The organism is Deltaproteobacteria bacterium, from assembly GCA_009692615.1.
GTDB lineage: Bacteria > Desulfobacterota > Binatia > UBA9968 > UBA9968 > DP-20.
In genome coordinates this window covers 20,588-46,532 of record SHYW01000031.1, presented here as the reverse complement: position 1 = coordinate 46,532, position 25,945 = coordinate 20,588, and the positions used below count along the sequence as shown (strand labels likewise).

The following is a 25,945-nucleotide window of genomic DNA, read 5'->3' as shown; positions in this document are numbered from 1 at the left end:
GTGCGGCCTCAACCACGGTGATCTCGCTGCGATATACTTGTTGAATTACGTCTAGTCGTTTCTCGTCTTTCATTGTCAGGGTTGTCATCCTTCCACCCTGACATAATTACGTTGCCGTTAACCCCTGACATAATCACTTTGCTACAACACCACGCGACAATTCTCTTGCCAGAGTAGAGCAGTTCCATTAGCATGCGGCAAAGTTAGCGAACCATCCCAAAACCATTTAGCGATCATCTATCTCTCATGCGCAAAGCGTTCAAAGTCTGCGGTTTCATCGGCGTTACTTTCATTCTTTTTTTCATCGTTTGCGCTCTGGCGTTTTATCATCTCGTGCGCACCGGCGAGTTTCGCCGCTTTTTGATCGACGAAGTCGAAAAGCAAACCGAGCTTAAAGTCGCCCTCGGCGACGCCGATTTGGAAATCGGTTGGATTACCGGCGTCGGTTTTTCCGACTTGGCGTTGTCGGAGCCCGGCGCGGCGGCGCCGGCGATCCGTGCCGAAAGATTGACCGCAAGGGTGGCGCTCTTGCCGCTGCTCAGCCGGCAAGTGGTGTTTTATGAAATTCATCTGCGCAAACCGTCTGCTACGTTCATCCGTGAAGCGGATGGAAGCATTCCGTTGCTCGATCGTCTGCGCAATCTGCCGTTTCTCAAACAGCAGGGCGGCGAGTTCAAATTGGACTTGCAGGCGCTCAAGGTTCAAGACGGCGCCATCGATTTCACCGACTGCTGGTCCCAAGGCATGCTCGGCGATTGGCATTTAGCCAAAGCTATCATTGACGTCGAGTGGGTCCGTGGCCAGAGATTGCGCGATGTCATGGCGAGCTGGTTCAAACTGGGGCAGGCGGAGAGCGTCGGCGCGGCGTTGAGCTTCGACCTCAAGGGTTCGTTGGTTAAAGACGGCGCGACGATGAACTTAAAAAGCGCCGGTCGTTTGCTGTTTCCCAAAGACGCGCTTGAATTTCAGCGGGCGCGCTGGAGCGGCGATATCGAGCTTGGCGAGTTGCCCGGCGCGCTGGTGCAAAAATACGCCGGCGCGGCGTCGCTAAAATCGCTGACAGGCCAGATTAGCCCGCGTCTGCATGTCGAAGGCGCGGCGGAAAAGCCGTGGCTGGTGAGCGGCGATGTCGATTTCAAAGCGCTCACTATTGATGCCCCGGAAATCTTTACCGCGCCTCTCGCCGTCGGCGCCGGCAAGGCGACTCTGACAGCCGAGTGGAGCCCCCACCGGTTAAATTTATCGCGCGGCGAATTTCGCGCCGGCGAGGTCAAGTTTTCACTTCAGGGCGACATCGACGGCCTCGACGGCAACGATCCCCATTTGCGTTTGAACTTGATTGCGCCGAGTGCGCCGTTATTGGCGCTGCGCAAATATCTGCCGGTTAAGTTAATCGATTCGCCGCGTTTGGAGAAAGCGCTTGCTTCAATCCAGGCCGGCCGCTTGGAAATCAAAAAAGCCGGCGTCGATGCCACGATTGCCGGCTTGCGGCGCGTTTCTCAAACCGGCTTCGGCAAGCAGGTCTGGTTCGACGGCGAGTTGCGCGACGGCGCCGGCAGCTTGGGAGTTGACGGCATGCTGCCGCTGCGCGGCGCGGATGGCCATCTGGGTTTCAATCAAGGCGTGGCGACGCTGCAAAACTTCAAAGCCGTCTACGGCGATTCGCAGATTCAGCAATTGAACGGACGTTACGATCTCGCCCCGGCTGGCGGCGGCGCTTTGGCGCTGCAATTGCACGGCGATTTCAATCTCGCCGAACTGCGCGAGCAGCTGATATCGGGGCAGTTCTCGGCCCAGTCGGTCAAGCTTGCACAGTCGCTGCAAGAGTTGCTCGGCCGCAGCAAAATCGACTTCGAGCTTAAGCGTGAGGCTAACGGGCCAGTGGAGATCAACGGCAGGGCGGCATTGGATAATGTTAAGCTGCGCTACGGCGATCACTCTTTCAGTGAGATCAAAGGCGAGCTGCTGTTCACGCCGAAAGAAATCAAGAGCGAGCAGCTGCGCGCGCAGTTGAGCGGCGCGCCGATCCAGATCCAACTGACGCTGCTAGATTACGACGGCGCCGACGGCAGTTTCGACTTGGCGATCAATACGACCGGGATCAAAGCCGGCGTCGTCACCAGCTTGCTGCTCGATACCGGCACGCCACAAGATTCCGGCATCATCCGCGGCGCGGTGCGCTACGCCGGTGCGTTCAACAGCAAAGAGCGGCGCAAGTTCACCGGCGCCTTGGACCTCGCCAACCTGCAAATCTTGGTGCATCCGTTGTTGCAGCCGCTGCGCGAACTCAACGGCAAGGTCATCATCGACGACAATGGCATCGACTTTCAGAATTTAAAAGGACAAGTCGCCGGCTTTCCCGCCGCCGCCAGCGGCCGTTGGCGCTACCGCGAAAAACCGCAGCTGCTTTTCGATTTTACTGCGCCGAATCTGGACGTGACCCAGCTGATCGCGCAAATCGATCCGGAGGTTGGCGAGTTTTACAACAGCTTGCAGGCCGAGGGAAAATTTACCATCGGCCGTGGGCGGATTAAAAATTTCGAATTCAGCGATCTGAAAATCGACGCGACCATCGACCGGCGCGTCTGGCGTCTGGCCAATCTGACGGCGCGCTCGGCCGGCGGCACGATCCTCGGCGCGACGACGATTGTCGACCGGCGAGACAGCCTCGGCATCGTCACCGAGCCGAAAATTCAAGCCGTGCCGGTGCAGTCGTTTCTCAAATGGTTCAACGTCGCCAACACCGAGATGACCGGACAAGTGAATCTCACCGGGAAACTGGAAACCGTCGGCAAGAACGACGTCGAGCGCCGGCAGAACTTGAACGGCGCGTTCACGCTGCGCATCGAAGATGGCGTCATCAACCGCATGCGCATGGTGGTGCAGATTCTCAACCTGCTCGATCTGTCGCGCTGGTTTACCTTTCAGATGCCCGACCTGGCCAAGCAAGGCATTCGCTTTCGCGCCATCACGGCGGACTTCAAAGTCGTCAAGGGTGTCTACGAGACGGAAAACTTGATCGTCGATAGCAGCGACCTGCGCATGACCGGCGCCGGCAAGATCGACGTACCCAACGACGAAATCGATCTGCTCATCGCCGTGCGGCCGTTCCCCGGCATCGAATCGGCGTTCAACACCGTGCCGATCCTCGGCCGCGGCGTGGCGGCGATCCTCAATTCTTTTTTAGTCGGCAGCTTCAACGTCAAAGGACGCATCGAAGATCCGACCATCACGCCGGCGCCGCTGGGAACTTTGTCGGAAATATTTTGGGGCGTGCTCGGCATTCCGAAAAACGTCCTCACCTTGGGCGATGGCGAGAAAAAAGAAGAATCAAAAGAGCCCGCCAAAGCGCCGGCAGCAAAATGAGGCCCAAGCTGACTTTATATTCGCGCCAAGACTGTTGCCTGTGCGACGAGATGAAATCGATCATTCATCAAGTCGCGGCGAAGACTGCGCTCGACTTAGTCGAGATCGATGTCGATAACGATGACGAGCTAAAGGCGAAATACGGCAACGAAGTGCCGGTGTTGTTTATCGACGGGCGCAAGGCGTTCAAGTATCAATTGACGGCACGTGAGTTGGAAGGGAAGTTAGATCGAGTGCGCGGCATCCGATCTCTTTTTAGATTTTAGGAAGTGAGCTAAATGAAATTGCCGCGGCCTGTCGCCATTTCGCGTTCGCGAAACCAGGAACTTTGTCCGTTTCTAAAGCGGATCGCGGATCAAATGGGCGATTCCGTTCGTGAAAGCATTGAGCGTGACCTCAAAAAGCTTGAGCGTCGTGGCATAAGGAATCGTACTTCACTCAAGAAACTCCTTGAAACCCTTCCTGAGCGCGAACTTTCTACAGCGCTCTGGGTTCTCGGCCGGGCTGGTAAGCGAAGTGATGTCTCAAAGATATTGGTGATCCGCCGGATACGACCGAAGGCGGCAGTCTACGCCATCGAAGCGTTAGCGATTCTTGGCGGCAAACATGCTCGCCGCGAGCTCGTGCGTTCGCTTAATGATCAAACGCAGCCTTTGAACGTTCGCGTTGCAGCTTGTCATGGGCTCGGACATCATTGGCGAGGCAAAGTCCGAGCATCAATCTTTTATCCGATCGTCAGCAACCCTGGAGAAAACGCGAGTCTGCGCGGATATGCGATCGAGAGTGTCGGTGGTCGTATCGGCCTTCGCGCGCCGGGCGCTGCAAGAAGTGAGAGCCGTAAAGCAGTGGACTTACTCTTTCCTTGCCTTGATGATCAATTTGCCGAAGTGCGGTTTTGGGCGATCTTCGCTTTGGCTGGGGCCAAGGCGAAACAAGCGCTGCCGAAGCTCCGCCAACTTGCTCGCATGGATCACGCCGACGGCCCCTTTGGATGGTCCGTGGCGGAAGAGGCTAAAGATGCGGTTTATTGCCAGACACATAACGGTCGCTGGCCTAAAGTTGATGCGTCGGAGCGGCGATTGCGCGCAATGTCTACCACGGTCGGGAAGGAGTCTTCGTGAAAACGAAAACGTCCCCGATTTTTTGTTTGCTGATGGTTCTGACCGTTGGTGTGACGGTGAGTTGGTCAGCGGACCGCCTCGTCGGCGTGCAATCGGCGCGGGTGATCTCGCAGTCGATGCCGTGGATTGCCGAGGAGGCCGGCATTTTTCGCAAGTACAATTTGGAATTTCCCTTGGTCTATATCGGTTCGTCGCCGCTGGCGACGGCGGCGATGTTGAGCGGCGAAGCGCAGATCTTGGTCGACGGTGGGTTGGGTACGGTGCGCGCCGCGGTGCAGGGCAATACCGATTTGGTTTTTATCGCCGGCGTAAAAAATTATTTGACCCAAAGCATCCTCGCCAAGAGTGACATCAAACGGCTGGAGGATTTGCGCGGCAAGAAAGTCGGCGTCACGCGCATCGGCAGCACGACCCATTATTTTGTCTTACAAGCGTTCAAACGGCGCGGCATGGAAGCGGGGCGCGACTACACGATCATTCAAACCGGCGGCGCGCCGGAGATGTACGCCGCGCTGGTTTCCGGCACTCTCGATGCCGGCACCATGACCGCGCCGTGGGATACCCGCGCCATCGCGCAAGGTTATCATTATGTCGTCTACGGTCCGGACCTGCGCATTCCCCAAGTCGCGGTTTCGTTCATCGCGCGCCGTTCCATTATCGCGCGCAACGCACACTTGATTGGCCAATTTCTGCGTGCCATGGCCGAGGCGGCGAAAATTCTCCACACCGACAAAGAAACGACGTTCAAAGTGTTGGCGAAATATTTGCGCGTCGACGACCGCAAGATTCTCGAAGCCGGTTACAACGCCGAGATCAAAGCGTTGGAGCCGCGCTTGGAATTAAAGCTCGACACCCTGCAAGCGATCCTCGACGACATCGCGCCCACCGACGCCCGCGCGAAGGCCATCAAGCCGCAGTCGTTGTTCGATCGTCAGTTTGTCGATGAGATGGAAAAGAGCGGGTTTATGGAAAAACTTTGGGGCGGAGCACCGGCAAAATGAATGCTCGGGCTGCAAAAAATAGCGCCACGCGCGGAACGACTCGCCTTTGTGTTTTCTACCGGGATCTGCTGAAGAAGTCGCACCCATCGGTGCGAGAAACTAATGCCCGCTCTTTTCTGGTTTTACAGCGTGACGGTGTCAAGAACTACGCGACACTTTTGAAGCGTCTCGATTTTCTCCCAAAAGAAAAACTGCGAACGGCATTTGAGATCTTGGGACTGACTGGCAAGCGAGCAGTGGTGCCGACATTGCTAGAAATGCTCCAGCAGGTTCAGACAGATAGAGGTTCTCGGTTCGATATTCGCAATGCCTTGGCAACTCTAGGTGGTCAGCGAGCTTTCAAGGGGCTTGTTCGCGTTCTCAATGACCAGGAGCAGTTGCCGGAAACTCGATTCGAGGCCTGTCACGGTCTGGCACACCAATGGTTTGGGCTCGACCCGGCTATTTTCTTTGCTGTGGTTAAGGATCGGACGAACGATCCTCATTTGCGCGGACAAGCTGTGGAAGGGATCGCGATTCACGGCAATTATATTGATCGGCGGCGTCGCAGTCGACGCGCGACGACGGAGGTGCTTCTCGATTGCCTGGATGATGCTGAGGCGGAAGTTCGGTTCTGGGGCGTATTTGGCGTAAATTGTTTTGGCCTCAAGCAAGCGCTGCCGAAACTTTGCAAGCTCTCGCGTAGCGACCACGCGGTGGCTGCATTAGGATGGTCAGTTGCTGAGGAAGCGAAAGACGCGATCTTTGTTTTGACTAAAGGTTATTGGCCTGAACCTGACGCGTTTGGTCGTAGGAATGACGCGAAGCAAGCAAGAAAGGTATCAAACACCGAGAGCAAGCGGAGGCGCAATGAAAAATGATGCCCTAGCGCTGACTCGCAAGCTGCTGTCTTTCAAAACCGTCAATCCACCCGGCGATGAGCGCGAGTGTGCGCACTATCTTGGCGGGCTGCTGGAAAATGCCGGATACGAAACGCGCTACTACGAGTTCGCCGACAAGCGTTCGACGTTGATCGCCCGGCTTGCCGGATCCAACGATAAACCGCCGATCTGTTTCACCGGCCATCTAGACACCGTGCCATTGGGTGCGACGCCCTGGGCGCGCGATCCGTTTGCCGGTGAAATTGACGGCGATAAGCTCTTTGGACGCGGCGCGTCGGATATGAAAAGCGGCGTGGCTGCGATGGTTGCGATGGCGCTTGCGCTGGCGCAGCTGGCCAACCGCCAATCCGGGATCACGTTGATTTTCACCGCGGGCGAGGAAACCACCTGCGAAGGCGCGGCGCAGGTTGCGGCGCTGGACGGCGTGCTCGGCGTGGCCGGGGCGATTGTCGCCGGCGAACCGAGCGCCAATGTTCCTTTCATTGCGCACAAAGGCTGCGTGCGTTACGCGGTAAAAATAACCGGCGTTGCGGCCCATGGTTCGATGCCGGAGCAGGGCGTCAATGCGATCTACAAGGCGGCGGATGCGATCAAGAAGCTTGAGTCCTTCGATTTCGCCGTGCCGTCCCATCCCATTCTCGGTCAGCCGACGCTGGCGGTGACGATGATGAGCGCCGGCAGCGCGATCAATATGATTCCCGGCGAAGCGGTGGTTAGCTTGGATATTCGAACTCTACCCGGACAGACGGAAGCAGACATTCTTAAAAAGCTGCAATCGGCATTGGGCATCGATGTCGAGTTGCGGCGCTTGCAAGGCGCGGCCAGCGTCAGCAGCGATGAAAATGATGAGTGGGTGAGATCTGTCTTCGACATCATGGAACATCTCACCGGCAAGCGTCCGGTGCCAGTTGGGGCGACTTATTTCAGCGATTGCTCGATTTTAACTCCGGCCTATGGCAATCCGCCGACGATAATTCTCGGTCCCGGCGAGCCGGAGCTGGCGCATAAGACCGATGAGTTTTGTTCCATATCTAAGATCGATCTAGCCGCGGAAGCTTACACGGAAATCGCGCGGCAGTGGTGCGGCGTTTGAAGTGTTTTCTGGCGTTGACTCATCCGGGATAATCGACTGGGCTTTGGACGTGATCGATCGCATTGAAGTTAAGGCTGAATGGGATCCGGATGCCAATGTTTGGGTTGTCACCAGTTTCGATCTGCCAAACCAAGAGTTCGAGTTGCAGGCAATCGAGAGAGATTACATCGGATTTGAGGATGGCAATGACTGAACGCAATATTCGCAATCTATTGATCGCGACTTTCATGCTCTCCGTTCCGCCTAGCTCGGCGCTGGCTACTGAGTGGTTCTTGCTGATGCGCGAGGGCGGCTGCGCGCCGTTGGCGAGTTTGGCTCGGAAGGGGTCGGAGTTTGTCGGGCTTCAGACGCCTTATCAGCTGATCGACAAGATGCGCGCAGCGGGCTATCGGGTCGAAGTGAAGGAACATAAAACTCCCAACGGGAACATGGTGGAAGTTCATGTGCCGGCGAAGGAGCTTGCCGTGATGGTCGTGCCGGCCGAAGTTTGTAAGTCAAGCTAGCCTGAATGGCGGTTTCGCAGTTGCGCTCGACGCGAAGACAATTTAAAATTCGCGCTGGAGGTCGATGATGAATGCCAACGCAACTGGAAGAATTTTGCTGAGCATCGCTTTTGCGGCGCTGCTTGCCGCGCCAACTATTTCGCTTGCGGCAACCGCACCGAAACCAAGCAAAACAGCAGCTGCCAAGGATGCTGCGGCCAAGCCTGCCAAGAACGCGCCGCTCGACGACAGCGGTACCTGGCTGCTCGCGGGCCGGGAAGGCGAGTGCGCGCCGGTGTCGATCCTGGAAAAAAAGGGCGAGCAGTTAAAAGGCGTTAAAAGTCCGCTGCAGCTAAAAGAAAAGTTGAAGGCCCTGGGCCATCCAGCCGAGGTTAAGGAGTTCAAAGCCGGCATCCGCCCCGCAGTCGAAGTGCGCGCGCCGTCGGCAGGGATTCATGTCATGTTTGTCCGGCAAGAGAACTGCGACAAGAAGCCGGTCGGTGCCGAGAAAAAATAGCGGTTAATCTTCTTCGGATTCGTAGCGCCGGCGCGGACGGTCGGCTTGTTTGAGAATCTTCTTGCGCAGTCGAATCGACTGCGGTGTCACTTCTACCAACTCATCGTCAGAGATCCATTCAAGGGCTGCTTCCAACCCCATCTCGCGGTGCGGCGAGATGATGATGTTCTCGTCTTTGCCCGAGGCGCGCATGTTGGTGAGCTTTTTCTCTTTACAAACGTTGACGTTCAAATCGTTTTCGCGCGAGTATTCGCCGACCACCATGCCTTCGTAGACTTTGGTGCCCGGCGCGATGAACATCACGCCCCGTTCTTGCAAGTGATAAATCGCATAGGGCGGCGCGTTGCCTTCGCGGTCGGCGACCATGGCGGCGTTGGTGCGCGACTGAATTAGGCCATGCCAGGGCTCCCAGCCGTTGAACAGCGCGTTCATGATGCCTGTCCCGCGGGTGTCGGTGAGAAAGCGCGAGCGAAAACCGATCAGACCGCGCGAGGGCACGGCGAATTCCAAGCGCACGCGGCTCGATCCGGCGTGGATCATCTTGGTCATCTTACCCTTGCGAATGGCTAATAGCTGCGACACCACGCCGATAAAATCTTCGGGAATATCGATCACCAAGAGTTCCATCGGTTCGTTGGTCATGCCGTTGATCTCGCGGGTGATGACGGTGGGCTTGGAGACCATCATTTCATAACCTTCCCGGCGCATGGTCTCGATGACGATGGCTAAGGCGAATTCGCCGCGACCGGTGACTTGGAAGGCGTCGGCGCTGGCGGTTTCTTCGACGCGCAAGCTGACGTTGCGCCGGGACTCGAAGAACAATCGTTCACGTAGTTTGCGCGAGGTGACATGCTCTCCTTCGCGGCCGGACCAAGGCGAATTGTTGGCGATGAACAGCATCGCGATGGTCGGCTCATCGATGCGCAGCGGCGGCAGCGGCACGGGTTTTTCTTTGTCGCTGATGGTGTCGCCGATGCCGATGTCCTCGATGCCGGCCACCGCGGTGATGTCGCCGGCTTGCACCGAGGAGACTTCGACGCGCTTGAGCCCCTGCCAACCATAGACTTGGGTGATCTTGATCAGTTGCTGGCTGCCGTCGACGCGGCAGAGCATGTGTTGTCCCGGCGCTAGCGTGCCGTTCTTGACGCGGCCGACCGCTAGGCGGCCGACATAGTCGTTGTAATCGAGGTTGTTAGCTTGAAACTGGGTCGGCATCGCCGGGTCGTAGCTTGGGCCCGGCAAGGTTTCGACGATCAGCTCGAACATCGGTTTAAGATTTTCACCGCGCTGTTTCAAATCGAGGGTCGCCGTGCCGGCCCTGGCGTTAGTATAGACCACCGGAAAATCGAGCTGGTCTTCGCTGGCGTCGAGGTCGATGAACAGATCGTAGATTTCATCGAGCACCTCGGCGATGCGCGCGTCGGGCCGGTCGATCTTATTGATGCAGACGATCGGCGTCAGCTTGGCTTCAAGCGCTTTCTTCAAGACGAAGCGAGTCTGCGGCAGCGGCCCTTCCGAGGCATCTACCAGCAGCATGACGCCGTCGACCATCGCTAGAGTTCGTTCCACTTCGCCGCCGAAGTCGGCGTGGCCGGGCGTGTCGACGATATTGATCTTAACTTTGCCGTAATGGATCGAGGTGTTTTTCGCCATGATCGTGATGCCGCGCTCGCGCTCGAGATCCATGGAGTCCATGACGCGATCGACAACCTGTTCGTTGGCGCGGAAAATGCCGCTTTGGTGCAGCAAGGCATCGACTAAAGTGGTTTTGCCGTGGTCGACGTGGGCGATGATCGCGATGTTGCGAAGATCTTCGCGGCGGGTGAGATGCGTTTGAGTCATGCACTGTTATTAGGGAGCGAACTCGCGAAGTCAAGCCGCCGAGCCGATTCGCGCCACTGCATCGCGGCCGCTTCCTTGCGAAGCGCGCCACCGTAGCGTATTTTTAAAAATTACATGGGGCGGTTGTCACACTACATCTGGCGTTACTGGCGGAGTTATTTGCAGGGCGGACTGTGTTTGCTCGCCACCGCGACGTTGGTCATGTGGATTCCGTGGTGGATTCGCGAGGCCGTGCGCATCATCGAGGGCGGCGGCGCGGTGCGCGACGTGACGTTTTACGCCGTGTTGATCGTCGCCGCGGCGTTGGTTCAAGGGATCGTCCGCACCTATTCGCGGGCGTTGATTTTCAACGCCGGGCGCAACGTCGAATACGATCTGCGCAACGATCTGTTCGCCCACTTGGAAAAACTGCCGCTGTCGTTTTACCAGTCGCGGCGCACCGGCGACTTGATGTCGCGCACGATCAACGACATTTCCGCGGTGCGCGTCATGCTCGGTCCCGGCGTGCTCAACTTCGCCAACGCGCCGCTCTATTACGTTTACGCGGTGGCGCTGATGCTGTCGATGGACGTGCGCATGACTTTGGCGGCGTTGGCGCCGTTTCCACTGCTGATGTACGTCGCGCGCAAATTCCGCGGCAAGATATTAAAAACTTCCCTGGAGGTGCAGCAGCAGATGTCGGTGTTGAGCAGCCACGTGCAGGAAAACTTGAGCGGCATGCACGTGGTCAAAGCCTATTCCCAGGAACAGTTTCAAACCCAGCAATTCGCCGATTTCAACAAAGGCTATGAAGTCAAAAGCATGGAGATGGCGAAGATGCGCGGCATCGTCAATCCGGTCATGCAAGGCATCAACGGCTTGACCGTCTTGATCGTCATCTGGTACGGCGGCGTGCGGGTGGTAGGCGGCGATCTGCTGGTCGCCGACATCGTCGCCTTCATCGCTTATCTAAACGTTCTCGCTTGGCCCACCGCGGCGTTTGGCTGGATGCTATCGTTGGTCGAGCGCGGCCGGGCGGCGATGCGCCGGCTCGAAGAAATTCTTGAAACCACGCCAGAGATCGCCGGCGCCGAAGCCGGCGCACCGTTGGCGAAGCTCAAAGATGGCATCGAGTTTCACAACGTTTCATTTTCTTATGGCCAGCCGCAAAACGGTCACGGCGCGTTGGAAGGCATCAACTTTAAGCTGCCTGTCGGCAAATCGGTCGGTCTGGTCGGCCGTATCGGTTCGGGCAAGAGCACTGTGGCGCAGTTGGTGCCGCGCATGTTCGATGTCGGCAGCGGCGAGATTCGTCTGGACGGCCAGGATATTCGCAAGCTTTCGCTGCGTGAGCTGCGCCGGGTGATGGGCTATGTGCCGCAGGATCCGTTTTTGTTTTCCACTTCATTGCGGCGCAATTTGGCATTCGGCCGGGACGAGTATTCCGAAGAAGAGCTGGCGCGCGCGATCAAAATCGCCAAGCTCGACCGCGATCTGGAAATATTTCCCCAAGGGCTCGACACCATGGTCGGCGAACGGGGCGTGACGCTATCCGGCGGCCAGAAGCAGCGCGCGACGTTGGCCCGCGCTTTGATTATGGACCCGCCGGTGTTGATCCTCGACGATTGCTTGTCGAGCGTCGATGCCCAGACCGAGGCGGAAATTCTCCAAGGCCTGCGCTCGATACTCAAAGAAAAAACCTGCTTGATCATTTCCCACCGTATTTCCGCAGTCAAAGAAGCCGATGAAATTCTCGTCTTGGATGAAGGCAGGATCATTGAGCGCGGCAATCATGAAGAGCTGGTCCGTCAAGAGGGCGTCTACGCCGAACTCTATCAGCAGCAGCGGTTGAGCGAGGAGCTGGAAGAAATCTAAATGGCGCAGCCCTCGCAATCCGAAGAAGTTCTCGGCAAAGCCTACGACTTTCAAATGATGAAGCGGCTGTGGCGCTTTATTATTCCCTACAAGCGGTTATTTCTCTTGAGCATGCTGCTCTTGCCTTTGCAGCAGGGGTTCGGTCTGGCCCAGCCCTATCTGATGAAGATCGGTATCGACCGCTACATCGCCGGCAAAGATCTCTGGGGTTTGCAGACCGTCATGCTGCTGTTTCTCGCCGCGCTGATCGGCGAGACCGTGGTCGTTTTCGTGCAATATTATTTTTCCATGCTGGTGGCGCAGCGCTGTCTGGCCGATCTGCGGGTGGCGATCTTCGCCCATGTGCAGAAGCTGCCGATGAGTTATTTCGACCGCAATCCCGTCGGCCGGCTGGTGACGCGCATGACCACCGACGTCGACGTGCTGCAAGAGATGTTTTCCTCCGGCGTGATGACGCTGGTGTCGGATTTTATCATGGTCGCTTGGATCGTCGGCATCATGTTTTATCTCCACCCGATCTTGGCCATGGTTTCGCTGGCGATGATTCCGCCCATGGCCTTGGCAATTAATTTTTTTCGCGTCAAGGCGCGCCAGACCTATCGGCAAATTCGCGAACGCATCGCGCGCATCAATGCTTATCTCGGCGAATCGATTTCCGGCATGGCGGTGATTCAACTGTTCGCCCGGGAGCAACGAACCTATCAAGAATTCGAAGCGCTCAATGGCGACCATCGCGATGCCTATCACATGTCGAATCTCTACGAAGCGGCGCTCTACTCAATGGTTGAGGCGGCCGGTTCGGTGAGCGTCGGCTTGCTGCTCTGGTATGGCGGCGGCGAAGTGCTGCATGCGGTGATCGGTATCGGTACCTTGGTGGCGTTCAAAGAATACATCCATCGATTTTTCGTGCCGCTGCGCGACTTCAGCCAAAAATACGCGGTCATGCAGTCGGCGATGGCGTCGGCGGAAAGAATTTTTCAACTGCTCGATACGCCCGCGGATATCGAAAGTCCAAAAAACGCCGTGGTGCCCAAACCGTTTCTCGGCGAAGTGGTGTTCGACAACGTCTGGTTCGAATACAAAGCCGGCGATCCAGTGTTAAAAGGCGTGTCGTTTCGCATCGCGCCGGGGGAAAAGATCGCCGTCGTCGGCGCCACCGGTTCGGGAAAAACCACCACGATCAAACTGCTGAACCGTTTCTACGATATCCAAAAAGGCTCGATCAAAGTCGGCGGTGTCGACGTGCGCGAGTGGGACTTGGCCGCGCTGCGCCAGCATGTCGGCGTAGTTTTACAGGACGTGTTTCTTTTCTCCGGCGACGTGCGCGCCAATCTGGCGCTGGGCGATGCGGCGGCGCCCATGGAGCGCATCGAAAGAGCCGCCGAGGCGGCCAATGCCGACACCTTCATCAACCGGCTGCCCGAACGCTATCTGGCGCCGGTGCGCGAGCGCGGCAGCAATTTTTCCGCCGGCGAGCGCCAGCTGTTGTCTTTGGCTCGCGTGTTGGTCTTCCAGCCGGAAATTCTCGTCATGGACGAAGCGACATCGAGCGTCGATACCGAGACCGAGGCGCTGATCCAAGATGCCCTGGAAAAAGTCATGCGCAACCGGACTTGTCTGTTGATCGCCCACCGGCTGTCGACGATCCGCAATGCCGACCGCATTATCGTGCTGCACCACGGCGAGATCCGCGAGATCGGCAGCCACGCCGAGCTGATGGACCGGCGCGGAATCTACTACCGCTTGTACCAACTGCAGTACGAGCGCGAAGTGTTGAAGCTCGCACCGCATGATAGCGCGGCGAAAGTTAATGCCTAGCGGCGCCGTGCGAAACGCTTTTCTTCAATTAACGCAAGTGCCACCGCGCCGACTCGTTGCTGCAATCTTATTGGGAATCGTCATGGGAGCGGTTCTGTCCGGCTGCTCGCCCATCTACGTTCTCCGCGCCGCTTATGAAGAAGGGAAGATTCTCTGGCGCCGCGAGCCGATTGTCGACTATGTCCGAAAGCCGGAAGTTACTCTCGACACTCAGGAAAAATTAAAACTGGTCTTGGCGCTGCGCGAATACGCGCGCGACGTGCTCAAGCTCAACGTCGGCGGGAGCTTTTCCAGTTACTCCTACGTCGACCGGCCCGATCTCACGCACATTGTGGTCGCCGCTCCGAAAACCGAACTGCGTCCTTACACTTGGTGGTTCTTGATCGTCGGCAGCGTGCCGTACAAGGGCTTTTTCGAGAAAGCCGATGCCGAGGAAGAAGCGCAGCGGTTAAACGCCGAAGGTTACGACACCAACATTCGCCCATCGGCGGCGTTCAGTACGCTCGGCTGGTTCGACGATCCGCTGCTGTCGCATTTGCTGCGCTACGACAAAGTCGTGCTGAGCGAGATCGTTTTTCACGAGCTGTTTCATCAAACGCTTTATATCAATGGCGCCGGCGCATTTAACGAAAGCCTGGCGAATTTTATCGGCCATCGCGCGGCGATAGATTTTTTTCGCGACCGTTTCGGCGCGGGTAGCGCGGAGCATCAGCGCGCCATTCTCGTTTGGGAAGAAGAACGGGAGTTCAGTTCATTCATCGCTGAACTGGCGCAGACGTTGGTCGAGCTTTACAATCGTGACATCGCCCGGGCGGATAAATTGCGTTTGCGCGAGGAAGTTTTTAATCGCGGCAAAGCCGAATGGGCCTGGCGCACCGCCGACCGCCCACAACATCGCGCCCGCGCCTTCAGCCAACAGCCGCTCAACAACGCCGTGCTGATGCATTACGTCGTTTATTTGAAAGATCTCGATCTATTCGAATTGCTGTATGAGAAGTCGGGGCGAAGTCTGGTGAAGACAGTTGAAATGGTGAAGCAGGCAGTGGCCGACGGCGGCGAGCCCTTCGAAGCGGTGCGAAGATTATTAGCCGCACCCTTCGACAAGCTCAGGGCAATCGGGACGCAAAGGAAGTAAAAAAGATCGGGACGTGTAGGGGCGGGTTTTAAACCCGCCCTCCTAACTTGTCACTGCGATCTTGCTGAATCGCCGCAGCGCTTCGATGTGGGCCGACGGCGTCGTCAGTCCCGCTTTCATCGTATTGAAACTCAGATGGCTAGCGCCGAGAGCTTTCCAAGCTTGCAAATCTTTTGTCCACGCTTCGAGCGAGCCTTGGCCGTAGGCGATTCTTCCTTCGATGCCGATTGTGTTTGGATCGCGGCCAGCCTCTTGGGCCGCGGCGCGGATTTTTTCGATGGCGGCGCGGCATTTATCGTCCGGGCCTAAGAGTGGAAACCAGCCGTCGCCGAGTTTTCCCAATCGGCACAGCGCGCGCTCGTCGCCGCCGCCGAACCAGATCGGGATCGGCCTTTGCACCGGCAGCGGGTTGACGCCGGCGTCGGTGATTTTGTGCCAGCGGCCTTCGAAGGTCACAGTGGGATTCGTCCACAGTTGGCGCAACACTGCGATCTGTTCTTCCGAGCGACTGCCGCGATTGTGAAAATTTTCCCCGAGCGCTTCGTACTCCACCGGGTTCCAGCCGATGCCGATGCCGAAGCGCAGACGGCCGCCGCTCAAAACATCCAGCGCCGCCGCTTGTTTGGCGACCAAAACGGTTTGCCGTTGCGGCAGAATAATAATGCCAGTGACCAGTTCAATCTTTTTCGTCACGCCGGCAAGATAACCGAACAGAACAAAGGGCTCGTGGAAACTGTCTAAATGTGAGTAAGGCGGTTTCCAATTGGGCCGGCTCGCCGGATTGGCGCCGACGACATGATCGTAGGCGAGGATATGCGCGAAGCCGAGCTCCTCAGCGGCCTGGGCGAAGTCTTTGATATAATACGGATCGGCGCCGATCTCGGTTTGCGGAAAAACTACTCCAATACGCATGCTTCATCCCTCCAATTTTCAGTTGGCCGATATTAAGTCAAATTCGCCGACTTGTGAAACTGGGGACTTGAATTTTGCCCCACTCGTACACAGATTGACGCTACGTGAAAACGTACCTTGACTTAACCCGATCTTTTCGTAGGATACATAGCGAAGGGAGATTCGTATGAATACCCGCACAGTAGTTCTTTTAGCGGTGCTGACAGTTTTGTTCATGATGGTAGGACAGGCGCTCGCCGGTCAACAGGGTGCGGTCATGGCGCTGATCATGGCCGGCGGCATGCAGTTCTTCAGTTACTGGTTCAGCGACAAGCTCGTGCTGCGCATGTACAGCGCCCAAGAAGTTTCCCAGAACGACGACCCGGAACTGCATGGGTTAGTGCGAGAGTTGGCGGTTAAGGGCGGGCTGCCGATGCCCAAGGTCTATATCATCCCTGACGACACGCCCAACGCCTTTGCCACCGGACGCAATCCTCAACATGCGGCGGTTGCCGTGACTCAAGGGATTCGCCGTATTCTCAACAAGCGCGAGCTTGCCGGCGTGCTCGGCCACGAACTCACGCATGTTTTGAACCGCGATATTCTCATCGGCACCATCGCCGCCACGCTTGGCGCGGCGATCGGTTACATGGCGCAATTCGCCATGTTTTTCGGCGGCGGCAGAAGTCGCGACGATGAAGGCGGCGGCTCGAACATTATCCGAGTGATCTTTGCGATGGTGGTGGCGATGGTTGCGGCGCCGCTGATTCAAATGGCGGTGTCGCGGGCGCGTGAATACCTGGCGGATGCCGGCGGCGCGAGGCTTAGCGGCGACCCATTGGCCCTCGCCAGTGCGTTACGCAAGCTGCACATGGGCGCGCAAGAAATTCCCTTGCAAGCGAGCGACGCGACCACCAATGCCACCGCGCATATGTTCATCGTCAGTCCATTGAGCGGCGGCGGTATCTCGTCGTGGTTCAGCACGCATCCGCCGATGGAAGAACGCATCGCGCGGCTAGAGGCGATGGCGAAAGATTTGAGCTATATGCGTAATTAGGACGCACCGCACTCAGCCATTATTCGTGCACGGGCGACCGGCCGGTCGCCCCTACATTTGTTTCTAACCAGGCCGACAGGTCGGTGAGACTTCTCGGCCTGATTTCATGGCCCATCTCGTATTCCTTAAACGTTAACGGGACTTTGAGTTCGTGCAGTCGCACTACGGAATCGCGGGCGCGGGCGATTTCGATTTGTGGATCTTGAATGCCGTGCTGGATCAGCGTCGGCAGCGTTTGTACGGCGTCGCTGATGTTCAAGCGCGGCGTTAGTTCGCGCGGCAGCCAGGTGCTGAGCGCGGCCAGACCTGCGAAGCGGCCGGGATCGGTCAGCGCTAAGCTGTACGCCATCACGCCGCCTTGACTGAAGCCGAGGACGATCAATTTTTTTTCATCTATGGGATAGCGTTGCAGACATTCATCGAGAAATGTTTGCAGCAGTTTGTGCGACGACAGCATCCCTTCGACATCCGGCACGCCGCTTCGACTTCCCGCATACCAGGCGTAGCCCGTCGCATCTGGGCCGATGGGAACTTCGAGCGGTGCCTGGGGGCAGATCAGTAAAAATTTTCCGCCGCAAATATAGGGTGCGAGGCCGAGCAAATCGAAAGCGTTGGCGCCGCGGCCGTGGAGAGTGAGAATCGTTGGATACGGTCCGGCGCCGGGCGGTTGGTAAATGGTGTGGATGAGATTCACGGAATTCTCCTATGGGCCTTATTGTCTTCCTCGTCGCAAGTTAGCGTTTGTTAACTCCGGTTGCAGCGATTCCCCCCTCACCCTAGCCCTCTCCCGCAAGGGGCGAGGGTATCGGAAGGTACGAAGAGCCGTCAGAGTGAGTGTCGTGAAGTTATTCTTTTAGCTGCTCCAGATGTTTGATGCCGACGCGTAGCACTGCCAACACGGTTACGACGGTGAGAGCTAACACGATCAACATTGGCGGCGCAATCGTCCACACATCCGGTGGGGCGCTCTGGGCGCGGCCGAAGGATTGAATCGCGATGCGATACATCGGCCAGGCTTCGATCATCACGGCGAGGGCGATGAACGCCATGCTGACGATCATGCAGATCGCGCCGCCGAAGCTGGTGGGAATCTCGGCGGCGTTGTCATAGTTAAAATTAGGATAGAGCGCGCCCAGGCCGATGCCGATGGCGGTGATGCCGAAGGTCATTAAAAATATTGTCGCTAGCGATAGTGCCATCATCCAGTTAGGAACTTCGAGCATTAAATTGCTTAGAAAGATCAGCAGCTCGCCTAAGCAACAGAGGGGAATGAAATTGAGCCAAAACTTGCTCCAGAGCAGCGCTCGCAGTTCGATGGGCGCGGTTTGCAGCAGCCAAAACGCTTTGCCCTCCAGACTGACGGCGGGAAAGGCGAAGCGGATCGCGATGGCGCTCAATACGAATCCGGCGAGCGCGAGGTTGGCGAACGCGACGATGGTGCGGATGGTCGCCAGCGGCATGGGCGAACGGTCCACGGCAGGACTTTGAAATTGTAAAGATAGACGACGATTAGCGCGACCAGCAAAAAAAGCTGCGACCATTGAGTGGTATCGCGCAAAAAAGTTTTGATGTCCTTGAGCATGAGCGCACGGGTGATTTCCGGAAACGGCCGTGTGATTACTTCCAACGTGCGATCGAGCCAAGCGAGTTTACGGCGGCCTTGGCGGGATTCCTGCGCCTTGGACCAGCCGTCGAGGTAGACCGCGCCGGAAACCCAACTAGTGGCGACCGGCAGGAACAGTGCGTAGCTCGCCAATAGCGCGAAGAAGAAGCCCTGCTCGGTGTCGCGGTTGAAAAGTGTTCCGGCGAGAATCTCCGCCGACCAACTGCTAGGCAAAAAAGACGACGACGGCGTTTCCATGGCCGACAGAAACTGCATGAAGTTGCCGAAGGCTTCGGGCTGCACCAAGCGCTCGGGCTGGGCGAAGCGGAACAAAAAGTACATAACCAGAAAACCGAACAGGCCGAGGAAAAATAATAAATCGCGAATGCGCCGTGCCGGCAGGCAGTAAACTAAGAGGTGGGTGATGAGAATGCCGATCGACGCCGGGATGACGAGAAATAGCGGCAAGATTGCCGCGAGCCAAAGATAAAGCGTGACGCCGCCGCCGAACACCGAGCCATAGGCGGCGAAGATCGGCAAACTGAAAAACAGCATCATCCAAGACGAATTGATCGTGGTGGCGATCAAGCGCGCGTAGAAAAAACTAGTCGGTGCTACCGGCGTGGTGTGTATCAATTCGAGATCGCGGGCGAGAAAAAAAGTCGACAGCGCTGAGACCAAATTGCTGAACAGCAACATGGAAAGAAACGTCAGCAGGACGATCAACAAAAGTTGATAGGCCAAGGCCGGACCGAGTTCGTAGACATTTTCGAAATAGCGCAGCACCCGGCGAATCAGCAGAAACGTGCCGAACCAAAAGGACAGCGCGAGAGCGCCGAGCAGAATCCGCCGGCTCCACGACGCCTTGGCGCGGAAGAAACTATTCTTCCAGCCCAGCCAGGTTGGGGTGAGTAGTAAGATCACGTTGGTCATAGTACTTCGCCATTTTCGTGCTCGTGGTTCGTGCTCGTGTTCGTTCGAATCCGGACACGAGCACGATCACGAGTCACGAACACGCTCTTCCTCCCGAGTCAGTTCGAGAAAGACGCTTTCGAGATTGCCGTCGTTATCACTCGCTTGGCTGTGAATCTCCGCCATGGTGCCGCAGGCGATCAGGCGGCCTTTTTGGATGATGGCGATGCGGTGGCAGATTTCTTCGGCGACGCCGATGCTGTGGGTGGAAAGAAAAACCGTGGTGCCGCTTTTGGCCAGGGAACGAAAAAGATCTTTCAGCGTGCGCGCGCCTTTGGGGTCCATGCCGACCATCGGTTCATCGACGATCAAGATGCGCGGCTCATGAATCAGCGCGGCGCAGACCACCAAGCGCTGTTTCATGCCGTGAGAGTAGCTTTCGACTAGCTCGTCACGCCACGATGTGAGTTCCAAACGCTCTAGCAGTTCGGCAATTTTCTTTTCGAGCTGTCGATCTTCGACACGGTGGAGCTTGCCGACGAAGTTTAAAAACTCCTGGCCGCTGAGCTTCTCGTAGATAAATGGCCGGTCGGGAATGAAGCCGCAGATCGCTTTGGCCTTCTGCGCCTCTTTAATCACGTCGTACTCGCCGAGCAAGATTTGGCCTGAGCTCGGTTTCAAAATACCCATCATGCAGCGGATCGTCGTGGTCTTGCCGGCGCCGTTGGGTCCGAGGAAGCCGAAGATCTCGCCGGCGGGAACTTCCAAATTCAAATTATCCACAGCGGCGAGTTTGCCATAGTGTTTGGTCAGGTTGATGAGTTGAATCATTTCTACAGCACTTCGATTTTCAGATTGCCGATCAATTGCAGAATATCGATCTGCCGGTCGATTTCGCCTTCGAGAAATTTCACGTGGGTGACGTCGGCGGGAAATTTATTGAATACCGAGTCGAGGGAAATCCATTCGCCGAGCCAGACTTCGGACCAGGCGTGATAGTAAAAGGCGCCGCGCAGATAGACCACGCCGACGACGGTTTTCGCCGGGATGCCGGCGGCGCGGGCCAAGGCGTTGAACAGCACCGTATGTTCGTTGCAGTCGCCTTTTCTCGTTTGCAGCACTTGCAGAGCATTGGGAATGCTGACCGTCGGTTCTTTGGCGATTTCTTGGTAAACCCAGTCTTTGATTCTAACCGCGGCGCGCTGCGCGTCGGTTTCGCCGTTCAATATTTTTGTTGCCAATGCTTTGATGCGCGGATGATCCGATTGCAAAAACGCGGTGGGACGTAGATACGCCGACACGCGGGCATCGGCGAAGGGCAGCGTGCGCGTGCCGGGCTTGGGCAAATCTTCTAGCGCAATCGTCAAGCGATTCTCGCTCAGCCGCTGGCGGCCGCCGTCGAGGGGAAAGTTGCTTAAGTCAAAGCCGCTCAGTTTGAGTTCCAGCGCTCGCCGCGCGGCGGCGTTGTCAATCGGCGTCGTCACCTTGATCGCAGTCTGAGCGACGATATCGAGGGCCATGGCGCGATTCGATAAATTACGCGCGACGGCTTTATCTTGTCTGAGCAGCGACATGCCGGCCGGGGATTCCTCTTTCAACGTTCGTCCCTGGCCGTCGATCCATGACAGCACCGAGATGCCGCGAAAGCTTTGGCGCATCTTGATCGCCGCTTCTAGGCGATTACCGATGCGAATCTGTTCGCGTCCTTCGATGACCACCGCCGTCACTTGTTGCGACAGCGTCGAGGGATCGAAGGTGGCGAAGAAAAACTTCTTGCCGGTCTCCAGTTGCTGGGTGACGACGTAGGGCTTGAGCGCGGCGAGCAGGTAGGGCGCTTGGGTCAAAGTTATTTCCTGCGTCGAGTGGTGGCCGGCGGAGTCGATTTCGAGCGACAGTTTGTTATTGTTCCTGGCGCCACGAGCGCTGAAGCGCATTTCTTTGGATGTGAGTTGGAAGTTAAAACGGTCGAGAATCCAATCTTCGTTGGCGGCCATTTCCAAGTGGGTTTCTGCCGGCTGCACGATGCCGAGCAGGTTGAGATTCAATACCGAACCGTCGCGCAGCTCATAGCCCGTCGGTTTGGCCGCGATGGTTTGCCAGGCGTAGCCGATTTTTTCGCCGCGGTAAAACACGCCCCACCATTCTTCGCCGCCGGCGGAAATTTTCTCCGTGCCCTTGAGGGCGATCACGCTCGGCGGCGCGGCGAGCTGGCGCTGGATGAGGAGAAAATTCATCACGCACCAGAACAATGCGGCAAAGATTCCGATGGAGCGCTTCACAAGCATGGGGTTGAGCGGCTATGTTACGGCCTCGGGTTATGCGAAGCAATGTCAAATATGGAAATCACTGAAACCGCCGAGCAAAAATTTGCCGCCGACCGCATGCTCGGCCGGCTGGTCAAATGGCTGCGCGCCGCCGGCTGCGATGTGATTTACGGTCCGCACTTGACCGGTTACGGATTGATTCGCGCGGCGCGGGCCGAGAGCCGAACGATTCTCACCCGCGACCGCGGCCTTAAACAGAAACAGCCGCCGCCGTTTATTTTTCTTGAAAGCAACCGTTACGATGAGCAGATGCGCCAGTTGATACGCGACTGCGGCTTGCAATGGGGCGAGCGGCTATTTTCCCGCTGCCTGGTTTGCAATTCCCCGCTGCAAGCGCGCTCAAAGACAAGCGTGGAAAATCTCGTGCCGCCTTACGTTTACGCCAGCCAAGAGCGCTTCTCTTGGTGTCCCCGGTGCCAGCGCGTCTATTGGTCGGCGACGCACCAACACAAGATGTTGGACGCACTACAAAAAATTGCCGCCGGATGATGTAGAATTCCATTCCATCGTATGCTAAAAAAAGTGCCTGTTCTTTTGCTTCCCCGGTTCAGCCGTAGGCTGATCGGCTTTCAGCCGAAGCTCAGTCAGCCGGTAGAGCGTTAACGGAGCAAGACCATTTGTGGCGCGTTTTGTTTAGAGAACTATGGAAGATGTTCTATGTGTACGTTCTGCGAAGTCTTAAAAACAACAAAAGGTATATTGGGTATACCAGTAAGGCGCCAACGGATAAGCTAAAGGAACATAATGGTGGCGCTACGCGGTGGACACGGCAAAACAGACCGTTTGTGTTGATTCATCACGAAGAGTTTGGTGACTCTAAGACCGCCCGCCAACGAGAGCTTTTCTTGAAGTCGGGTAGAGGCCGCCATTGGTTAGATGAGTTGCTGCATTCGTGAAGTGACCATCACCGATTGCAAACTGGCATTGCATCGAGGCGGGAATAGCTCGATTAAGTTGGCTTAGGATAAGGATTCCGGAATTATTTCCCCGGTTCTGCCGAAACTCAGTCGGTATAACAGTTTCTGCGGTGGGCGGATCAGCCTCTGGCTGCGGCTGTTAAAGGAAATAGTAAGTTTTGCGGCATTGATGTTCCCCGGTAGCTCAGTTGGTAGAGCAGGTGACTGTTAATCACCGGGTCGGGGGTTCGAGTCCCTCCCGGGGAGCCAGCTTTCAACTCCGCTTCGCGCGATCTCACCGAGGTCGTTTAGCGAAGCGGAGTACATATATTTTTTTTATTATTAGTTTTACCCGCATCAGGAGGTCAAGCATGGCATCGAACAAACAAATCGTCGGTAATCCGACACCGCGAATCGAAGGCGAACTCAAAGTCAGCGGCCAAGCGAAGTACGCGGTGGACGTGACGCTGCCGGGCATGCTCTGGGGAAAACTGCTGCGCAGTCCGATCGCCTCGGGAAAGATCAAGCGGATCGACGCTAGCAAAGCGGAAAAACTCAAAGGCGTGCGCGCCATCGTCACCGGCGTGGACTGTGAGGGATTGAAAATCGGCCGCCGACTTTACGACATGCCGATCCTCGCTGACGGCGAAGTGCGTTTCATCGGTGAAAAAGTTCTCGCTCTGGCGGCGGACAGCGAAGACATCGCCGAAGAGGCTTTGAATTTGATCGAAGTCGAGTACGAAGAAAATCTCGCGCTGCTCGATCCCGTCGAAGCGCTCGGCGCCGGCGCGAAGTGGGTCCATCCCAATGTCGCCAACTATAAAGGCCTGCCCAAACCGCTCTCGGGTCCGACTAACGAGTTTGTTTATTACACCTGGAAGAAGGGCGATATCGAAATCGGATTCCGCCAAGCGGACATCGTCGTTGAAAATACTTTCACCACGCCGGTGGTGCATCACGGCTACATCGAACCCCATTCCGCGGTGGTCAAAACCGCGCCGGACGGTTCGGCGGAGATTTGGTGTTGCAGCAAAGTGCCCTACGCGATTCGCGAGCAGGTCGGCAATGCCTTAAACATTGCCCACGAAAAATTGGTCGTCAATCCTTGCTACATCGGCGGCGATTTTGGCGGCAAGGGCGACTTCATGGATGTCGCGGTGGTTTACTTGCTGTCGAAGAAAGCCGGCAAGCCGGTGAAGCTGGTGATGGATTACGATGAAGAGCTGATCGCCGGCAATCCGCGCCACGCGTCGATCATCAAAGTTAAAACCGGTCTCAAAAAAGACGGCACCATCGTCGCCCATCATATGGATTTCATCTTCGATAGCGGCGCCTATGGCGCCTTCAAGCCCAACGCGTTTCTCGCCGGCCCGCACGGCTCGGCCGGGCCCTACAAGATTCCCCACTGTTTGATCGAAGAGCATATGGTTTACACTAACAAGATTCCCTGCGGCCATATGCGCTCGCCGGGCGACCCTCAGGGCTTTTTCGCCAACGAGAGCCAGTTGGATATCATCGCCAAGAAGCTTGGCATGGACCCGCTCAAGTTCCGCCAGAAAAATCTCATGCATGACGGCGATGTCGATCCCATCGGCGAAGAAGTGGGCTTCATCAAGTCGGATGAAACCCTGGCGAAAGCGCTGGAAGATTCCGGATACAATCGGCCGAAAGCAAAAAACGTCGGCCGCGGCGTGGCGTTCGTGCAATGGATGGCCAACGGCGGCATCGGCACGGTGGCGCTGGCGCTCGACGACAAAGGCATCGTGACGATTTCCTCGGCGATGGCCGATCAAGGCGCGGGAACTTATACAGTCATCAGCGAGATCGTCGCCGAAGAACTAAAAATTCCGCTGAACCAAGTGCGCATGCAGCAACTCAACACTCAAGAAGGCGTCAAAGACACCGGCGTCGGCGGTAGCCGCGCGACCCGTGTCTACGGCAACGCCGGCTACGAAGCGGCGTTGAAAGCCGTCGAAGCGATCAAGCAGGCGGCGGCGAGTCAATTCAACGTTCCCGCCGATCAAATCGTCTTGGCTAAAGGCGCGGTGCTGCATCCGCGCATGGAACGCAAGCTTTCCTACGCCGAGTTGGTCAAGGCCACCGGCGGCCCGATCCGCGTCGAAGCGACCTACGACAACAATAAAAAAGTTCATGAAGCTTCCATGTGCGTGCAGATCGCCGAAGTGGAAGTCGATCCGGCCACCGGCCAAGTGCAGCTCAAAAAATTCACTTCCACGCACAACGGCGGCACGGTTTTGAACCCGCTCATGCATCAAGGCCAGATCGAAGGCGGCGCGCTGACCGGCATTGGCTACACATTGATGGAGCAGGTGATTATCAGCGACGGCAAAGTAGTGACGGCGAATTTTGGCGAATACAAAATCCCGACCATCAAAGACTTGCCGGTGTTCAAAAGCTCGGTGACCGAAAGTCTCAAGGGCGCGGGGCCGTACAACAGCATGCCGATCGGCGAGACCTCGAATGTTCCCACCGCCGCGGCGATTGCCAATGCGGTGGAAGACGCTTGCGGCGTGCGTATCACCAGCCTGCCGATCACGGCGGAAAAGATTTACCAAGCGCTGCACGGCGCCAAGTGACCCATGGCGGCATTTCCGGGAACCATCGATCTCGGAAAGTTTCGCGTCGTTTATGAGGAAGAACGGCAGCGGCCGTCCGACGATGCGGACGGCTATCTCTTACAGCAGCGCGCCATCATTCGGCTCAACGAAGAGCTGGTCAAGCTAGAGCAACGCGAAGACTACACGGTCTATTGCGACGACGAAAAGTTCAAGCGGCAACATGGCAAGCGGCCTTCGCCGCTGCAATATTTCATCGCCTCTATCGGCTTCTGCATGTTCAGCCAGTTCAAACGTCTGGCGGTTAAGACCGGCGTGGTCTTACGCGACCTTGAAATGGATCTGCGCATGACCTACGACCTGACCGGCAAGTTTCCGATCAAAGATTTTTCCGATGCCGCCCAAGGCATCAACTACGTCTTCAAAATCATCAGCGAATCGCCGCTCGAACAGGTCATCCAAGTCGCCCAAGCGGCGGACCAGGGCTGCCACACGGTCAATTCCATGCGTAAGCGCATGCCGGTGACCGGCAGGTTCACGCTGAACGAGCGCGAGTACACGGTCAACGATTAGTCG

At 56.9% G+C, this 25,945-nt stretch carries 24 protein-coding genes and 1 tRNA gene; 18 read left to right on the top strand and 7 right to left on the bottom strand.

The window, feature by feature from the left end; all coding sequences use genetic code 11:
* The first annotated feature begins 246 nt into the window (after nucleotides 1-246).
* From EXR70_09880 to EXR70_09840, 9 genes are all read left to right on the top strand, one after another.
* Nucleotides 247-3,366: an AsmA family protein gene (locus EXR70_09880; protein MSP38785.1), complete on the top strand. Its 3,120-nt coding sequence runs from the start codon at nucleotides 247-249 to the stop codon at nucleotides 3,364-3,366.
* Nucleotides 3,363-3,632 (top strand): glutaredoxin family protein, encoded by a 270-nt coding sequence (locus EXR70_09875; GenBank protein ID MSP38784.1) that lies wholly within the window; start codon nucleotides 3,363-3,365, stop codon nucleotides 3,630-3,632. The genes EXR70_09880 and EXR70_09875 overlap by 4 nt, the downstream gene beginning before the upstream one ends.
* Nucleotides 3,633-3,644: 12 nt before the next feature.
* Entirely contained in the window at nucleotides 3,645-4,487 is an 843-nt protein-coding gene (locus tag EXR70_09870) for a HEAT repeat domain-containing protein (protein ID MSP38783.1), read from the top strand.
* Nucleotides 4,484-5,488: a hypothetical protein gene (locus tag EXR70_09865; protein ID MSP38782.1), complete on the top strand. Its 1,005-nt coding sequence runs from the start codon at nucleotides 4,484-4,486 to the stop codon at nucleotides 5,486-5,488. The genes EXR70_09870 and EXR70_09865 overlap by 4 nt, the downstream gene beginning before the upstream one ends.
* Nucleotides 5,485-6,348, top strand: a complete 864-nt coding sequence (locus EXR70_09860) for a hypothetical protein (protein MSP38781.1) — start codon at nucleotides 5,485-5,487, stop codon at nucleotides 6,346-6,348. The genes EXR70_09865 and EXR70_09860 overlap by 4 nt, the downstream gene beginning before the upstream one ends.
* The gene (locus tag EXR70_09855; GenBank protein MSP38780.1) at nucleotides 6,284-7,462 is read left to right on the top strand and encodes a M20 family peptidase; all 1,179 of its coding nucleotides are present in this window, start codon (nucleotides 6,284-6,286) and stop codon (nucleotides 7,460-7,462) included. The genes EXR70_09860 and EXR70_09855 overlap by 65 nt, the downstream gene beginning before the upstream one ends.
* A gap of 1 nt (nucleotide 7,463) precedes the next feature.
* Nucleotides 7,464-7,655, top strand: coding sequence for a hypothetical protein (locus tag EXR70_09850; GenBank protein MSP38779.1), 192 nt, complete (start codon nucleotides 7,464-7,466; stop codon nucleotides 7,653-7,655).
* A complete protein-coding gene (locus tag EXR70_09845; GenBank protein ID MSP38778.1) occupies nucleotides 7,642-7,965 on the top strand; it encodes a hypothetical protein in 324 nt (107 codons plus the stop codon). Before EXR70_09850 ends, EXR70_09845 begins: the two co-directional genes overlap by 14 nt.
* 67 nt (nucleotides 7,966-8,032) lie before the next feature.
* A complete protein-coding gene (locus EXR70_09840; protein ID MSP38777.1) occupies nucleotides 8,033-8,461 on the top strand; it encodes a hypothetical protein in 429 nt (142 codons plus the stop codon).
* A gap of 3 nt (nucleotides 8,462-8,464) precedes the next feature.
* On the opposite strand, the gene typA is transcribed toward EXR70_09840, so the two are convergent.
* Nucleotides 8,465-10,303 (bottom strand): translational GTPase TypA, encoded by a 1,839-nt coding sequence (gene typA, locus EXR70_09835; protein ID MSP38776.1) that lies wholly within the window; start codon nucleotides 10,301-10,303, stop codon nucleotides 8,465-8,467.
* A 114-nt stretch (nucleotides 10,304-10,417) separates the two neighbouring features.
* Here typA and EXR70_09830 point away from each other — a divergent pair, with 114 nt between their 5' ends.
* Genes EXR70_09830 through EXR70_09820 form a run of 3 tightly spaced genes read left to right on the top strand, consistent with a single transcriptional unit; the run spans nucleotide 10,418 to nucleotide 15,110 of the window.
* A complete protein-coding gene (locus tag EXR70_09830) occupies nucleotides 10,418-12,157 on the top strand; it encodes an ABC transporter ATP-binding protein (protein ID MSP38775.1) in 1,740 nt (579 codons plus the stop codon).
* On the top strand, nucleotides 12,158-13,975 hold the full coding sequence (locus EXR70_09825) for an ABC transporter ATP-binding protein (GenBank protein ID MSP38774.1): 1,818 nt from the start codon (nucleotides 12,158-12,160) through the stop codon (nucleotides 13,973-13,975).
* A complete protein-coding gene (locus EXR70_09820; GenBank protein ID MSP38773.1) occupies nucleotides 13,947-15,110 on the top strand; it encodes a hypothetical protein in 1,164 nt (387 codons plus the stop codon). Before EXR70_09825 ends, EXR70_09820 begins: the two co-directional genes overlap by 29 nt.
* Before the next feature lie 42 nt (nucleotides 15,111-15,152).
* On the opposite strand, the gene EXR70_09815 is transcribed toward EXR70_09820, so the two are convergent.
* Nucleotides 15,153-16,022 carry an LLM class F420-dependent oxidoreductase gene (locus EXR70_09815; GenBank protein ID MSP38772.1) on the bottom strand — a complete coding sequence of 290 codons (870 nt, stop codon included), beginning with the start codon at nucleotides 16,020-16,022 and terminating at the stop codon, nucleotides 15,153-15,155.
* Between the two features lie 166 nt (nucleotides 16,023-16,188).
* On the opposite strand from EXR70_09815, the gene htpX reads away from it, so the two are divergent.
* Nucleotides 16,189-17,058 (top strand): zinc metalloprotease HtpX, encoded by an 870-nt coding sequence (htpX, locus tag EXR70_09810; protein ID MSP38771.1) that lies wholly within the window; start codon nucleotides 16,189-16,191, stop codon nucleotides 17,056-17,058.
* A gap of 19 nt (nucleotides 17,059-17,077) precedes the next feature.
* Here htpX and EXR70_09805 read toward each other — a convergent pair whose 3' ends face one another.
* The 5 genes from EXR70_09805 to EXR70_09785 form a co-directional block, all read right to left on the bottom strand.
* Nucleotides 17,078-17,752, bottom strand: coding sequence for a hypothetical protein (locus EXR70_09805; GenBank protein ID MSP38770.1), 675 nt, complete (start codon nucleotides 17,750-17,752; stop codon nucleotides 17,078-17,080).
* A gap of 151 nt (nucleotides 17,753-17,903) precedes the next feature.
* Nucleotides 17,904-18,599, bottom strand: coding sequence for a hypothetical protein (locus tag EXR70_09800; GenBank protein MSP38769.1), 696 nt, complete (start codon nucleotides 18,597-18,599; stop codon nucleotides 17,904-17,906).
* Nucleotides 18,452-19,594, bottom strand: a complete 1,143-nt coding sequence (locus EXR70_09795) for a hypothetical protein (protein ID MSP38768.1) — start codon at nucleotides 19,592-19,594, stop codon at nucleotides 18,452-18,454. The genes EXR70_09800 and EXR70_09795 overlap by 148 nt, the downstream gene beginning before the upstream one ends.
* Nucleotides 19,595-19,660: 66 nt before the next feature.
* Nucleotides 19,661-20,404, bottom strand: coding sequence for an ABC transporter ATP-binding protein (locus EXR70_09790; GenBank protein MSP38767.1), 744 nt, complete (start codon nucleotides 20,402-20,404; stop codon nucleotides 19,661-19,663).
* A gap of 2 nt (nucleotides 20,405-20,406) precedes the next feature.
* Nucleotides 20,407-21,858, bottom strand: coding sequence for a transglutaminase domain-containing protein (locus EXR70_09785; protein MSP38766.1), 1,452 nt, complete (start codon nucleotides 21,856-21,858; stop codon nucleotides 20,407-20,409).
* Nucleotides 21,859-21,900: 42 nt separating this feature from the next.
* Between EXR70_09785 and EXR70_09780 the strand changes: the two genes are divergently transcribed.
* The 5 genes from EXR70_09780 (at nucleotide 21,901) to EXR70_09760 (ending at nucleotide 25,942) form a co-directional block, all read left to right on the top strand.
* Nucleotides 21,901-22,386, top strand: a complete 486-nt coding sequence (locus EXR70_09780; protein ID MSP38765.1) for a hypothetical protein — start codon at nucleotides 21,901-21,903, stop codon at nucleotides 22,384-22,386.
* Between the two features lie 161 nt (nucleotides 22,387-22,547).
* Entirely contained in the window at nucleotides 22,548-22,793 is a 246-nt protein-coding gene (locus EXR70_09775; protein MSP38764.1) for a GIY-YIG nuclease family protein, read from the top strand.
* Nucleotides 22,794-22,987: 194 nt separating this feature from the next.
* Nucleotides 22,988-23,063 (top strand) — tRNA-Asn (locus EXR70_09770).
* Between the two features lie 101 nt (nucleotides 23,064-23,164).
* Nucleotides 23,165-25,390, top strand: a complete 2,226-nt coding sequence (locus EXR70_09765; GenBank protein MSP38763.1) for a xanthine dehydrogenase family protein molybdopterin-binding subunit — start codon at nucleotides 23,165-23,167, stop codon at nucleotides 25,388-25,390.
* Nucleotides 25,391-25,393: 3 nt separating this feature from the next.
* The gene (locus tag EXR70_09760) at nucleotides 25,394-25,942 is read left to right on the top strand and encodes an OsmC family peroxiredoxin (GenBank protein ID MSP38762.1); all 549 of its coding nucleotides are present in this window, start codon (nucleotides 25,394-25,396) and stop codon (nucleotides 25,940-25,942) included.
* Nucleotides 25,943-25,945 lie beyond the last annotated feature (3 nt).

Coding starts and splice junctions, on each gene's coding strand:
- EXR70_09880 (MSP38785.1), top strand. CDS start 247: ATGCGCAAAGCGTTCAAAGTCTGCGGTTTCATCGGCGTTACTTTCATT.
- EXR70_09875 (MSP38784.1), top strand. CDS start 3,363: ATGAGGCCCAAGCTGACTTTATATTCGCGCCAAGACTGTTGCCTGTGC.
- EXR70_09870 (MSP38783.1), top strand. CDS start 3,645: ATGAAATTGCCGCGGCCTGTCGCCATTTCGCGTTCGCGAAACCAGGAA.
- EXR70_09860 (MSP38781.1), top strand. CDS start 5,485: ATGAATGCTCGGGCTGCAAAAAATAGCGCCACGCGCGGAACGACTCGC.
- EXR70_09855 (MSP38780.1), top strand. CDS start 6,284: ATGACGCGAAGCAAGCAAGAAAGGTATCAAACACCGAGAGCAAGCGGA.
- EXR70_09845 (MSP38778.1), top strand. CDS start 7,642: ATGGCAATGACTGAACGCAATATTCGCAATCTATTGATCGCGACTTTC.
- EXR70_09840 (MSP38777.1), top strand. CDS start 8,033: ATGAATGCCAACGCAACTGGAAGAATTTTGCTGAGCATCGCTTTTGCG.
- typA (MSP38776.1), bottom strand. CDS start 10,303: ATGACTCAAACGCATCTCACCCGCCGCGAAGATCTTCGCAACATCGCG.
- EXR70_09830 (MSP38775.1), top strand. CDS start 10,418: ATGGGGCGGTTGTCACACTACATCTGGCGTTACTGGCGGAGTTATTTG.
- EXR70_09825 (MSP38774.1), top strand. CDS start 12,158: ATGGCGCAGCCCTCGCAATCCGAAGAAGTTCTCGGCAAAGCCTACGAC.
- EXR70_09820 (MSP38773.1), top strand. CDS start 13,947: ATGATAGCGCGGCGAAAGTTAATGCCTAGCGGCGCCGTGCGAAACGCT.
- EXR70_09815 (MSP38772.1), bottom strand. CDS start 16,022: ATGCGTATTGGAGTAGTTTTTCCGCAAACCGAGATCGGCGCCGATCCG.
- htpX (MSP38771.1), top strand. CDS start 16,189: ATGAATACCCGCACAGTAGTTCTTTTAGCGGTGCTGACAGTTTTGTTC.
- EXR70_09800 (MSP38769.1), bottom strand. CDS start 18,599: ATGGTCGCAGCTTTTTTTGCTGGTCGCGCTAATCGTCGTCTATCTTTA.
- EXR70_09795 (MSP38768.1), bottom strand. CDS start 19,594: ATGACCAACGTGATCTTACTACTCACCCCAACCTGGCTGGGCTGGAAG.
- EXR70_09790 (MSP38767.1), bottom strand. CDS start 20,404: ATGATTCAACTCATCAACCTGACCAAACACTATGGCAAACTCGCCGCT.
- EXR70_09785 (MSP38766.1), bottom strand. CDS start 21,858: ATGCTTGTGAAGCGCTCCATCGGAATCTTTGCCGCATTGTTCTGGTGC.
- EXR70_09780 (MSP38765.1), top strand. CDS start 21,901: ATGTCAAATATGGAAATCACTGAAACCGCCGAGCAAAAATTTGCCGCC.
- EXR70_09775 (MSP38764.1), top strand. CDS start 22,548: ATGTTCTATGTGTACGTTCTGCGAAGTCTTAAAAACAACAAAAGGTAT.
- EXR70_09765 (MSP38763.1), top strand. CDS start 23,165: ATGGCATCGAACAAACAAATCGTCGGTAATCCGACACCGCGAATCGAA.
- EXR70_09760 (MSP38762.1), top strand. CDS start 25,394: ATGGCGGCATTTCCGGGAACCATCGATCTCGGAAAGTTTCGCGTCGTT.